This is a genomic window from Serratia sp. UGAL515B_01 (assembly GCF_033095805.1).
Lineage (GTDB): Bacteria > Pseudomonadota > Gammaproteobacteria > Enterobacterales > Enterobacteriaceae > Chania.
On record NZ_CP109901.1, the window covers coordinates 2616567 to 2629885 of the forward strand.

The window sequence follows — 13319 nt, forward strand, 5'->3', positions numbered from 1 at the left end:
TATAACCATCAGGTTACAAGGAATTTACAAAGCATAACCTCATTATGTATTTAATTATCAAATACACCATAATGAATTTGAATTACAAAAAGACAAACCATCGACCTATACACAATAATAAATATGGAAAGCACGACACACTGCGAGGCAGCCAGTATAAAAATTACACTAACAGCTCTAATATTACAATTAAGTTTCTTTTATTATTTCCGTATCAATTTTTGGGAGAAATGCTGAATTCTTACTTGGATTAATTTTCCTCATATTAATGTCCTCTATTATTCTCATAAATAGCTGCTCATTTAACTTATAGAAAGCGCCCATCATAACGGCAGCAGATATCGCTAATACACAGGGGTAAATAAAAATTAACTGGCGCAGGCCTTCCGACACCGCATCAGACTGCTCAATGTTCGGAATATAACCGATTTTCGTTAACATAATACCTGGTAATAATCCCGCCAACGCGGCAGAAATTTTGCGAGAAAAGGTGTATCCAGTATAAACAGAACCTTCCGCACGGATACCCGTTTTCCATTCACCGTAATCGACTGTGTCAGGCACCAATGCCCAGTTAAGGCTATTGACAAAAGCCGTACCAAAAAATGCCATACAGGAAAATGCAACGAAAGAAACTGAGCTGTCGCCCCAAGCATAGTTGAACAGATCGCCTAAGCACCAAAGCAGCAAGCCACCGAGGTAAACGTTCTTCTTGCCAAAACGTTTCACCGCTGCCGGAACCATCAATACACCAATCAGAATGCACCCCATGCTGAAGAAACCCATGTATGCCAGCAAGTGAATATCATGCAATACGTATTGGGTGTAATAAACCTGGATCGCCAGCTTGATATTAAACGCCGCCAGCGTACACAGGTTAGCAATGCATAACACCAACAGTGGCGGATTTTGGAAAATGGCGCGGAAAGATTTAAAAATTCCCGGTTTATGATGTGCGGGCACTACATCAACATAACGTTCTTTAACGTTAGCATGGCACCACCACATACAAAACAGGCCAAAGGTCGAAAATACGACTGCGGCAGCCAGATATCCTATTTCTGGCGATGATATGAACAGCATTTGAATCGGTACAAAGCCTACGGTGCAAAGTAGTAGGCCCAACGTTGCCCCTCCTTGTCGCCATGCAGCCAATTGTGCACGCCCCTGTGGGTTTTTGGTGATTGCTGGCAACATCGCCCCATAGGCACAGTTCATTAAGCTGTAGAACAACCCAAACAGCATAAACAGCACGGTTGCCAGTACGGTTTTGATATTCAGGCCGAAGTCGCTATTCAAAAAGTTTGCCACCGCTAGCAATGCTACCGGCAGTGAGGCGTAAAAGATAAATGGTCTGAATTTACCTTTGGCACCGATATTACGCCGTGAGTCCAGCAATACACCGGTCAGTATATCTGTGAAGGCGGTAAAGAATTTTGCAATCAAAAAGATTATCCCGCCGTAGATAGCAGGTAGACCCAGGATATCGGTATAAAATTTCAGCAAATAAAGTGTGCCGATGCACAGCATCAGGTTAGAGCCGAAATCCCCCATTCCGTAGGCAAATTTTTCACGCAGCGGCAATCGAAGCGTAACGGGGTTTTCGTAGGATGTAGCGTTAGCCATTTGACAGGTCCTTATTATTGTTTTAACACGTTTATACCCTTCCTACTTCAAGTTGCTTGGGTGTTGGCTGCCTTCGTTCACCCTAGTCACATAGCTTATCTATGCTCCTAGGGTTTCACTCAGTTGCCGCCTACAAGCAACTCGAATTATTTTGGGTATATCCATTACGTTCATGGCCTGCCATAAACGGGTTATAGGTTATTACCTTTTTACATTACCGGGCTTACGGTACGTTTTCTGTCTTCCAGTTCACCGACAATCTTGAGATAATTTGTCTCTGTCAGTTGATAGAACAACCCCATGGTCAACGCGGTCAGCACCGCGAGTCCGCACGGGTAGACGAAAATCAATTGCCGCAAACCTTCCAACGTTCCGGCCGCTTGTTCTACATTCGGGATATAGCCGATATAAGCCAGCATTACCCCTGGGAAGAAACCGGCTAATCCTTGAGAAACCTTGCGGAAAAAAGTAAAACCGGTATAAACCGTGCCTTCTGAACGCACGCCGGTTTTCCATTCACCGTATTCCACGGTATCCGATACCAGCGCCCAGTTAAGGCTATTGACGAACGCCGTGCCAAAGAATGCCAAGCAAGAGAACAACACGAAGAGCGTTGAGGTACTGCCCCACAGGTAGTTCATGGCGTCGCCAAGAACCCATAATGACAAACCGCCGAGATAGACATTCTTTTTACCAAAACGCTTTACGACCGTCGGCACGAGGAGTACCCCCAACAGGATGCAACCCATGCTGAAAAACCCCATGTAGGACAGTAAAGTAATATCGTTGAGTACGTATTGGGTATAGTAAATCTGGATCGCCAGCTTGATGTTAAACCCGGCAAGCGTGCAAAGATTGGCTACGCAAAGAACGAACAGCGGTTTGTTACCCGTGATCGCTTTAAAAGATTGCAGCAAGCCCGGTTTTGGTGCTCCTGGTTTAGGCAACTCAACATAGCGTTCTTTTACCCCGGAATAGCACCACCACATGCACAACATCCCTGCGAAAGCAAAGATTGCCGCAGCCACCAGATAACCCACCTGCGCACGACCTTCAAACAGCGATAGGATCGGCACAAAACCTACGGTACACAGTAGCAGCCCAACCGTTGCCCCCCCTTGACGCCAAGCGGCAAGCTGCGCGCGCTCTTGCGGGTTTTTAGTCATCGCAGGAACCATGGCACCGTAGGAACAGTTCATCATGCTGAAGAACAGGCCAAATGCCATAAAGAGCAACGTAGCGATCACCGTTTTAATGGTGATATCGAACGAGGTGCCGACGAAGTTGGCCACCACCAGCAAGGCCACCGGCATCGAAGCATAGAGGATAAATGGACGGAACTTGCCTTTCGGGCCAATGTTGCGCCGGGAATCCAGCATCAACCCAGTCCCCATGTCGGTAAACGCGGTAAAAAAGCGCGAGACAAGAAAGATCACCCCGCCCCACGCAGCCGGGATACCCAGCACATCGGTATAAAATTTAAGCAAATACAAGGTTCCCACGCATAACAGCAGGTTGGAACCGACATCTCCCATACCGTAGGCAAATTTCTCGCGCAACGGCAATATCAGTTTGACCGGGTCCTGATTGGTTTCACTCATAGTACTTCTCCTTGGAAAACACCCGTTCCCAGAGATAGCCGCCACGCCGAACAGGCAATAGCGGCTGACAGTGGGTTATTACAATGTACGAAGAGAAGCGAATAGCGCCGCCCACTCACTACCCGCGCGGTAGAACACCGGTGGTTGGCCAATAGGTGCAGCAACCGTCACTTCGCTCCCACCCTCGTGCGCTTCACCGGTCCACAGATTGATCCAGCTATCCCTTGGCAGATAGAGCGTCCAATCCGTGCGGCCCTCTTCGTGTACAGGTGCCACCAACAGATCGCGGCCGAACAGATATTGGTATTTCAGGCTGTAGGTATGGGCATCGTCTTCGTAATGCAGGAACAGTGGGCGCATTACCGGCAAACCTGACTGTGCGTTGAGTGCTACCGCCTGTTTGATGTAGGGTTTAAGGGTGCTGAACACCTGGCTCATACGTGCAAACTGACGGATCGTTTCCACATCATGATCAAACTGCCAGTTATCATCCGGGCGATTACCTTCGTGGGTACGCATCAGCGGGGTAAAGGCGCAGAACTCGCACCAGCGCATCAACAGTTCTTTACTGCGCTTCATATCAAACAACGTGGTGTAACCGCCGATGTCACTATGGTGTAAACCGTGGCCGGTCATCGCCAGCGACAGTGCTGCCGGGATCACCGAGGCCAGTCCGTCGTCTAGGCTCCAATCGACGTTCTGGTCGCCCGCCCACATCATCACCGAATACTTCTGGCTACCGGTGTAACCTGCACGCATAAAGAACAGGATCTCACCCAGTTTGCCGCTTTCTACCAGTGCGTCGTAGTTACACTTGGCCCATAGTGCTGGCCAGGCGTTATGCATAATTTCTGCATCTACACCGTTATACATCACAGTATCAGTGGGTAGATATTCACCAAAATCGGCCATCCAACCGTCGAGACCAAACTCGATCAGGTTCTTTTTGATAACATTTTTGTACCAGTCATATGCCTCAGGTTTGGTGAGATCCACCACGCTTGCATAGAACTCGCCAAATTCGACCTGATAATCGTTACCGCTGTAATCTTTGGTCAGATAGCCATGTTCAGCGGCCTCGGCATACAGTTCTTTCTCGATGGCGACATACGGGTTGATGTAACCGAGAAAGCGCACGCCCTGTTTTTTCCATTGCGGGATACGCTTATCCAGATCCGGGTACAGCTCGCTGTCCCAGCGCCAGTTCCACATCAGACGTTTGCCGAAAGAGGTGATACGACGGCCTTCCCAGTCCTGTGCCCAAATACCGCTGACTTTGACGCCATGTTCACGCATCAGATCCAGCTTATGTTGGCAGACTTCGGTTCCCCCTTGAATACCGAGGATCACGCCGTCGTAAACCCAGTCAGGCAGTTCAGGTTGGCGCCCCAACAATGCGGTCAACTTTTCTAACAGGCTGATATAGGTGCTAGCACAGTCAAAACGCAGCACCGCCTGATCCTGCCAGATCGCCAGTTCATGATAGGCTGGTGCAGAGAAATCAAAGTTCATATAACAGCTGTTTTCGACATGGCAGTAATACTTCTGGCTGCTGACAAACGTCGGCTGTGGGAAGAAGGTCCAGTAGTAATCACCACCCGCATTTTCTTTGCAGTCAGCCTGCCAGGTAACAAGACTCTGCTTGTTACGGCCAACACCCTGTTCGCTGGTCCATAGTGGGAAAGGTTTTCCACGCAGATCGAAATAGGAAAACTGCTCGCCGCAGCCATAAACGTGATCCTCAGGCTGAGCAGACAGACGCAGCCACATGCGGTTGTTATGCTCATCGTCATTGCGCAGTTGCATCTCCAACCGCCCGGCGCTATCTGTGCCGACTTCCAGCGTGCTTTGTGCCACATCACCCCGGCTGAAGCGGATCACCCAGCCCCCGTTTTGTGGGGTAATGCAGGCCTCTGTCAGTGCCAGTTTTTCACTAAGTTGATCTTTGATGCTGAAGTTACCGCGGAACATATCAATATCCGCTTTACCACGTCCGATCCACAGGCAGGGAGCCTGTGTACTGTGTTGCAACAGCACTCTATTGTGAAACCTCAGCGTAAATCCACCTTGGTGCTGCGTCAGTTCCAGGCCATTCAGGCCGCCTTGCTGAGAAGCCATACTCCATTCTCCCAAAAGGTTAATTGCCGTATTTTCCCCAAACGTTTACATCAGGCTCAGGTTAGCTCAATCACGTCCAGGCCAAGCAGATTGGCGACTTTACGCAGTAGCGGCCGGTGTTCGCCGTATACCAGTGAGGTGTGATGCTCCATGCCCGCCGCGATCAGCCTCTGGCGGTAAGTGTCAGCATCCACATCCAGTCGTGCCGTCCCCGCAGTGCCAGAAAAGGCCAACGGGGCTTTGATCATCTCGCCACCCGCCAGCATCAGGCGCAGTTTGCCTTCGCCCTGAGTGATGCGGCACAGCGTGATGCGCCCCGGTTTGAGGGCGAATTCGGAGAGCAGTGGGAGCTTACGGTTAGAGTGGATGGTGGCCTGCACTGGGCCGTCGCAATCGGCCATTTCGATCGGTGCCTGTCCACAGTGCCAGAACACCACACTGTTATCTTGCGGATCGATATCCACCAGGTCAGTATTGAATGCCGCATTGCCAGACGCCCATTGCGCCATCAGTGAAGAGAGCACGCCAAACATGTCGGCTTCACAGCCGCACGGCACTTTGTCTTCATTCATCAGTGCCAATGCACCACAGGCAGCACAGCCGTAGTCGGTGAAGAAATCCGGCCAGCAACGCACAGCAATGCCGGTGTAACCTTCACGCTGCGCTTTTTCACGCAGGGCAGAATAAACCTTGAGGGTTTTGCGGGTGGCGGTCTGGTCCATCTCCGCCAGATTGGAGAAATCTTTGGCTCGGCGGGCATAAGGCGCATCGGCTACGCTGTCGGGTAGCTCTTTCACTTCATCGATAAACTCCAACACCGGCTGACGGGTGATTTCAACACCAAAGTGCTGCTTCAACTGTTGCTGATTATAGTTACAGGCATCAAAACCCAACGGATGTTCGCCAATCACCATCACCTTGGCCTGTTTGAAGCGTTTGACTATCGCTGCCGCCTGCGCCAACTGCAGCAGTTCGTGAACCACACGGCTATCGTCCGGTAAACCATGCAATGTCTGCACGTTGAGCGCTTCACGGCTCAATGCGTGGCACGCCAGATTCACACCGCAGAATGAGTTCAGACGTAAACGGCCACCGGTACGCGCTTCCGGGAATGACCACATTGCCGTAGGTACGGGAAAATCACGCACCACTTCCAGGGTAAGTGAAGCATCTGTAAAGGTGACCTGTAAGATCATTAACAGATCGAGATCGGCCTGTTTGAGTGCGGGTAACGCTTGTAGGGCCGACTCCGCATCAAACTGCAACACCGGGTCACCAACCAGATCAAAATCCATGCTGTTAAGTATTTGCCAAGCCTGTGCCAGCATTTCCTGCGCGTAGGGAACATCAAAGGTTGTGCGGCCCAGTGCCAGCACACCAACTTTTGCTTTATTTTTCATTTTATGACTTCCAGTGATCGAATAAATCTATGCAACAGTACTGAAACGGTGCTCAGTCCGGCTGTGGTATTTTTCCCCTGGGCGCAACACAACATTGCCGAAATGGGCATGGTGGATGCTGTCCGGGAATGCCTGTGTTTCAAGGCAGAGGCCGGAAAAGGCCTGATAGCGATGACCGGCCTTACCGTTCCAGACCTTGTTGGAAAGTTTGAAGGCGTTATAGAACTGCACACCTGGCAGCGAGGTATGAACTTCCATCACACGTCCACTCTGCGGGCAGATAAGCGTCGCGGCAGGATGCAGTTCACCTTGCCCTGGCTTGAGCACATAATTCATATCAAAATCCTGTGCTGGCCGATGCAGCATGGCGTCCCCTAAGCGACGGGCATTGCGAAAATCAAATGCCGTTCCGGCAACACGGCGAATTTCACCGGTTGGCAGCATGGTGACTTCGTCCACTGGCGTAATGAAATCGGCTTCGATCTTGAGCTGTTGGTTATGGATCAGGTGCGTGTGGCCCAGCAGATTGTAGTAACTGTGATTGACCAGATTGACCAATGTCGGCTTATCCGTTTCCGCTGAAAAACTCAGCGTCATTACGTTGTTTTCGGTCAGACCAATACGGTGGCAAACCCGTAGATTCCCTGGATAACCCTCTTCACCATCGGCAGAAGTTCGGCTGAAGATGATACCGTCACCATCTGGCTGCGCCTGCCAGATATATTTGTCAAAACCCCGAAGTCCTCCGTGTAAGTGCTGCCCTGTCGTCAATTCATTAGTGGCTAAAATATGCTCATCGCCATCAATGCTGAAACGTCCACCCGCAATACGATTGGCACAGCGCCCGGCAATCGCACCAAAGAATGGATGCCCGGCCTGATAGGAAGCCAGCTCGTCAAAACCCAATACGATATCCTCCGTCTGCCCGTGACGATCAGGCACCCAGAGTTGAGTAATGATGCAACCGTAATCAGTCACACATAACCGCATACCGTTCACATTAGTCAGCGTGAAAAGGGAAACGGCCTGTCCTTGATGTTCGCCAAAATGTTGGCGTTGGATGGTTGTCATAATCTGAACCTTATGATCAGCGTGGCATATTACCGCGCAACAGAGGGTTAAAATTGAGCGGCTTTACCATTGCTGCCGAACAATCTGATTTTTTCGGCTACCTTGGCTTGCATCGCATTTTGGCCATTGCCCAGTGAAACAGCCAACACGAACTCTTGCGGATCCTTGTTGAGTACTTCAGCTATCCCTTGAGTGAAAGCCTGCCGCAGTTCGGTATCCACATTTATTTTTGCTACCCCCAACGAGACCGCTTTGCGGATCTGCTCGTCCGGCACACCGGACCCTCCGTGCAGCACAATCGGCTTCTTGACGATCTCTCGGATCTCCTGCAGGCGTTCAAAAGCCAGCTTGGGTTCTTGCTTGTACAGTCCATGGGCTGTTCCAATGGATACAGCCAGATAATCCACAGTCGTCAATTCTGCAAACTTCAGAGCCTCATCACTGCTGGTAATAAGTGCATCTTTTTCATCAACCGAAATATCATCTTCGGTGCCACCAATTTTGCCGATCTCACCTTCCACACCGATATTCAGCACATGGGCGACATCCGCTACAGCGCGAGTTACGCGAACATTTTCTTCGAACGGCAGATGTGAGCCGTCGAACATTACCGATTGGAACCCAGCCTGCACTGCCCGCAGGGTTTGCTCAAAGCTGCGGCTATGATCGAGGTGAATACATACCGGCACGGTAATGTCGTGCATAAACGCATCGATCATTTTTTTCATCGGCTCTAACCCCATCACACTGATCACTTTCTGGCCGACCTGTATCATGATGGGTGCTTGCTCCTGTTCTGCCGCCAGCAAGATGGCGCGAATAGTTTCAGCGTTATGTGCGCTAAACGCGCCAATGGCATAGCCGTTTTCCCATGCGTGCTGAATCATGCTATTACCGGATAAATAAGGCATTTTCTCTCCCCTTTGCGCACTGAATATCAGGCGCTTCTGCAGTAAACCTACTTAGTGTTCGCCCTGCCTGAAGTAAAACGAACCTGCTCCAGAATGGCGCTCCAATCCTGTTTTCCACGCCCGCTGGCACGCGCCTGGCTGTAAACCTCCCGTGAAGCTGCCCCCATAGGCATCGCAACATGAAGCTGATTGGCCACATCCAGCGCAATTCCTAAATCTTTATGTGCCAGATCGATCATGAATGCCGGGCTGAGATCGCCCTTCAACACTTTGTTAGGCCACGTTGTGGTGAAATGGCCTTTACCTGCCGGTGTGCCACTCATTACTTTCAGCGCTACGTCGAACGATAGCCCCAAAGCCTCGCACAGCACGGCTGCCTCAGCAGACAATGCATTCAGAGCGATACTCATGTAGTTGTTGATCAGTTTTACGCGGATACCCATGCCTGGCCCGCCGGCATTAATCAGTTCAGAGCCCATTGCCATCAACACTGGCGTAGCGCGTTCTACCTGCTTGGCGTTACCACCAGCCAGGATCAACAATGTGCCAGCCTGTGCGTGATCTGAAGTACGCCCTACCGGTGCATCCATCAGGCTAAAACCACGCGCCTGCATCTCTGCGATCAAGCGGTCGGTTTGCAGTGGGTGGATAGTGGACATGTCAATCACGAGGGCCTCGGGTGATAACGCAGAACACACCCCGTCAGCACCGAACAATACTTCACGTACCAAATCGCCGTTAGGCAACATGGTAATCACGAACTCGGCATCCAGCGCTGCCTGTGCCGGACTGGCGGCCCCTTTAGCCCCTTGTGCTTCCAGGCTACTGACCGCCGCCGAGCTGATATCAAAAACGCTCAACCGATGACCTTGTTTGATCAGATTGCTGGCCATAGGCGCCCCCATTTGCCCTAGCCCGATAAATGCGATCTGTGCCATGGTGTTCTCCTGTTGGTTTAGAGTGTCATCTTTATGACAATCAAACGGTAAATAATAGAATTACTTGTCTGTTTTTGATCGTATTTGTAATTTATAGTCAAAAAATTGACAACCATCACTCTTTTAACATTTAAGAAAATTAAAATGGCTGCATCGTGATCGGCCACCACTTTTTGGTGAAAACCGTTTTGGCAACAGCAAATGAACAACAAGGATCCAGACCATGACTCGAATCGCATGTGTAGGTATTACAGTGCAGGACCGTTTGTATTACGTGGAGAAACTACCGCAAGGCGGCGGCAAATATGTTGCTAACGATTATCGAGAAATAGGCGGAGGGCCAGCGGCAACGGCAGCGGTAACTGCAGCCAAACTAGGGGCCAAAGTGGACTTTATTGGCCGTGTCGGGGGGGATAATACCGGGCAAACGCTGTTGGATGAATTAGCCAGTTATGGCGTTAATGTCGGTTACACACGCCGCTACCCGCAAGCCCGTTCGTCACAATCAGCAGTGCTGGTGGATGCACAGGGGGAACGCATTATTGTCAACCACCCCAGTCCTGACTTGCCAGAAGAAGCCGGCTGGCTAAACCAGATCGACTTCAGCCAATACGACGTGGTATTGGCTGACGTACGCTGGCATCATGGGGCACTAACCGCCTTTACCCTGGCCCGTCAGGCAGGGGTTACAACCTTGTTAGATGCTGACGTGACGCCGCAGGATATCCGCCCATTGGTAGCTCTGGCCGATCATGCGGCTTTCTCCGAACCCGGCTTACTACGCATAACAGGAGAAAACAATGTCGAGAAAAGTCTTCGAGCAGCCAAAAATGACAAAAATGGACACGTTTATGTCACTCAAGGAAAACAAGGTTGCTTCTGGCTGGAAAATGGTCAACTGAAACATCAGCCTGGCTTTAAGGTAAAAGTGGTCGATACCACAGGAGCAGGAGATGTTTTTCATGGTGCATTGGCAGTAACTCTGGGATCTTATACTGATATTGCCGAAGCGGTACGTTATGCAAATGCAGTTGCCGCGCTGAAGTGTACGCGTCCTGGAGGACGAGCTGGCATCCCCGATTGTGATCAAACAAACTCTTTCCTGGCCAGTTTTGTATAAAATGATCAACTGATGTCAATATTAAGAGAACTGAACATGAGTCTGACTGAACTTACCGGCAACCCACGCCACGATCAGCTGATTCAGTTGATCGCCAAGCGTGGCTACATGAATATCGACGAACTGGCACAATTGCTGGAGGTTTCAACACAGACGGTAAGACGTGATATTCGTAAACTGAGCGAACAGGGGTTGATTACTCGTCATCATGGTGGAGCAGGTCGTGCCTCAAGCGTGGTAAATACTGCCTTTGAGCAGCGGGAACTCTCTTATACGCAAGAAAAAGTCGCCATAGCCGGCTCCATTGCCGATTATATTCCAGACCGTTCCACGGTATTCATCACCATCGGCACCACCGTTGAACATATAGCCAGGGCACTGATGGGCCATAGCCACCTGCGCATCATAACCAATAGTTTACGGGTGGCGCATATCTTGTATAAAAACACCGAGTTTGAGGTCATGGTACCCGGTGGTACACTGCGCCCCAATAACGGCGGCATCATTGGCCCTAGTGCAGTCACTTTTGTAGAGGGCTTCCGCGCTGACTATCTCATTACGAGTATTGGCGCAATTGAGCCTAATGGCGACCTGTTGGAGTTCGATGTGAATGAATCCAGCGTAGTGAAAGCAATGATGGCACACTCACGCCACATTCTTTTGGCAGCAGACCACACCAAGTTCCATACCTCTGCAGCAGTTGAAATTGGCAATACTCGGCAGGCCACCGCATTATTTACCGATTCGCCGCCACCCGCAGCATTGGCAACCCTACTGCAACAGCAGCAGGTGGAATTGATCGTTGCTTCAACAGGCAACGAGGAGCCCACTCTTTGAGCACAAACCCGACACGCCGTGCCCCCCACCCTGAGGGGGCGTATCGCGCATCCCTGCGTTCAACGGTCGGCTAACCTGCATCACTCACACCCGTAGCACTATTGCGCACCACTATTTAGAGATGAAAATTATACCTTGGCTTAACATAGCGTTCTGCCCGATACTCTGCCTACGCCTACCTTTTTTGTTATTGAAAACTCATGAAACAACAACCCGAACACTCAGGCCTTAGCCCTTTACTCACTGTTATTATCGCCACTGCTACCGGGCTAGCAGTGGCCAGTAACTACTACGCACAACCGCTATTGGAGACAATCGCACAAAATTTTAATCTGTCGGTTAACCAAGCTGGTTTTATCGTCACGGCAGCGCAGCTAGGGTATGCCGTCGGCTTGCTGTTACTGGTTCCTTTAGGCGATATGTTTGAACGCCGTAGTCTGATTGTATTTATGACCCTACTCGCCGCTGGCGGTATGCTGGTCACGGCCACCTCCAGTACGTTATCAATGTTGATCCTTGGCACAGCTCTTACCGGGCTCTTTTCTGTCGTAGCACAATTGTTGGTCCCCCTTGCCGCGACGCTAGCACATCCAGCAAAACGCGGTAAAACTGTTGGCATGATCATGAGTGGGCTGTTACTCGGCATTCTACTAGCACGCACCATTTCCGGTGCTCTGGCCGCTATTGGCGGTTGGCAAACTATTTATTGGGTTGCCAGCGTGTTGATGATTATGATGGCAGTGATCCTATGGCGAGCTCTGCCAAGCTACAAAGTGCATTCAGGACTGAATTATCCGCAACTGCTGAAATCGATCTTTTCCCTGTTCTGCTTCACTCCGTTATTGCGCACGCGTGCGCTCCTCGGTGCGCTGTCATTCGCCAACTTCAGCGTATTGTGGACATCAATGGCTTTTTTGCTCGCTTCCCCACCATTCAATTATTCGGAAGGGGTAATCGGGTTGTTTGGTTTAGTCGGTGCGGCTGGCGCACTTGCAGCATCACGCGCGGGTCATCTTGTCGATAAAGGTAAAGCTGGGTTGACAACCAGTGTCGGGCTGATACTGCTGCTGTTATCATGGATCCCTATCTCGCTGGCCAAACACTCTCTCTGGGCTTTAATCATGGGTATTCTTGTGCTGGACTTGGCCGTCCAAGCGGTCCATGTTACCAACCAGAGTGTGATTTACCGGATCATGCCCGAAGCACGTAACCGCCTGACCGCAGGCTACATGACCAGTTACTTCGTTGGCGGAGCTTTGGGATCGGTACTTTCTGCTGCGGCTTACCAACACACAGGCTGGAACGGTGTAGCTGCTACAGGAGGCGTATTGTGCGTCTTAAATCTGCTGACCTGGTGGCGCGGAAAACAACATGACCCACAAGAGGCTTCCTCCCTTTAGGCTGTATTCCCCGTTGTATGCAAGTGCTGATGGTGGTTATTTGAGGAATATCACTTAGTTTATGCACTTGCCGCACACCTAAATAACCGCCAGAGGTAATTATACGTAATGGTATTTATATATCCAATTAGCAAATCAATGATGGGGGAATTTATTTTTAATATGCTGATTGCAGAATTTTAATAATTTGAGTTACATGATGAAAATGCAATGTTTTTCAATAGTAAGTGTGTAACCGCAGAAGGGCAAGGTACAGACTTGAGCCAAGTCACTGAGCTCATCAGATATTACAGCTGA

10 protein-coding genes are annotated in these 13319 nt (G+C 50.3%); 3 read left to right on the plus strand and 7 right to left on the minus strand.

The window, feature by feature from the left end; all coding sequences use genetic code 11:
* Positions 1-189: 189 nt before the first annotated feature.
* The 7 genes from OK023_RS11740 to yihU form a co-directional block, all read right to left on the minus strand.
* Complete coding sequence (locus OK023_RS11740) at positions 190-1626, minus strand: MFS transporter (protein ID WP_317692900.1); 1437 nt, start codon at positions 1624-1626, stop codon at positions 190-192.
* Between the two features lie 209 nt (positions 1627-1835).
* Positions 1836-3227 carry an MFS transporter gene (locus OK023_RS11745; RefSeq protein ID WP_317692901.1) on the minus strand — a complete coding sequence of 464 codons (1392 nt, stop codon included), beginning with the start codon at positions 3225-3227 and terminating at the stop codon, positions 1836-1838.
* A 78-nt stretch (positions 3228-3305) separates the two neighbouring features.
* Positions 3306-5345 carry an alpha-glucosidase gene (locus tag OK023_RS11750; protein WP_317692902.1) on the minus strand — a complete coding sequence of 680 codons (2040 nt, stop codon included), beginning with the start codon at positions 5343-5345 and terminating at the stop codon, positions 3306-3308.
* Positions 5346-5401: 56 nt separating this feature from the next.
* Positions 5402-6745, minus strand: coding sequence for an L-fucose/L-arabinose isomerase family protein (locus tag OK023_RS11755; RefSeq protein WP_317692903.1), 1344 nt, complete (start codon positions 6743-6745; stop codon positions 5402-5404).
* Between the two features lie 27 nt (positions 6746-6772).
* Positions 6773-7816: an aldose epimerase family protein gene (locus OK023_RS11760; RefSeq protein WP_317692904.1), complete on the minus strand. Its 1044-nt coding sequence runs from the start codon at positions 7814-7816 to the stop codon at positions 6773-6775.
* 47 nt (positions 7817-7863) lie between these two features.
* Positions 7864-8727 carry a class II fructose-bisphosphate aldolase gene (locus OK023_RS11765; RefSeq protein WP_317692905.1) on the minus strand — a complete coding sequence of 288 codons (864 nt, stop codon included), beginning with the start codon at positions 8725-8727 and terminating at the stop codon, positions 7864-7866.
* 47 nt (positions 8728-8774) lie between these two features.
* The gene (gene yihU / locus OK023_RS11770; protein ID WP_317692906.1) at positions 8775-9665 is read right to left on the minus strand and encodes a sulfolactaldehyde 3-reductase; all 891 of its coding nucleotides are present in this window, start codon (positions 9663-9665) and stop codon (positions 8775-8777) included.
* Positions 9666-9888: 223 nt separating this feature from the next.
* Between yihU and OK023_RS11775 the strand changes: the two genes are divergently transcribed.
* The 3 genes from OK023_RS11775 (at position 9889) to OK023_RS11785 (ending at position 13022) form a co-directional block, all read left to right on the plus strand.
* Complete coding sequence (locus OK023_RS11775; RefSeq protein ID WP_317692907.1) at positions 9889-10785, plus strand: sugar kinase; 897 nt, start codon at positions 9889-9891, stop codon at positions 10783-10785.
* 36 nt (positions 10786-10821) lie between these two features.
* Positions 10822-11622: a DeoR/GlpR family DNA-binding transcription regulator gene (locus tag OK023_RS11780; RefSeq protein ID WP_317697670.1), complete on the plus strand. Its 801-nt coding sequence runs from the start codon at positions 10822-10824 to the stop codon at positions 11620-11622.
* A 200-nt stretch (positions 11623-11822) separates the two neighbouring features.
* A complete protein-coding gene (locus tag OK023_RS11785; protein ID WP_317692908.1) occupies positions 11823-13022 on the plus strand; it encodes an MFS transporter in 1200 nt (399 codons plus the stop codon).
* Positions 13023-13319 lie beyond the last annotated feature (297 nt).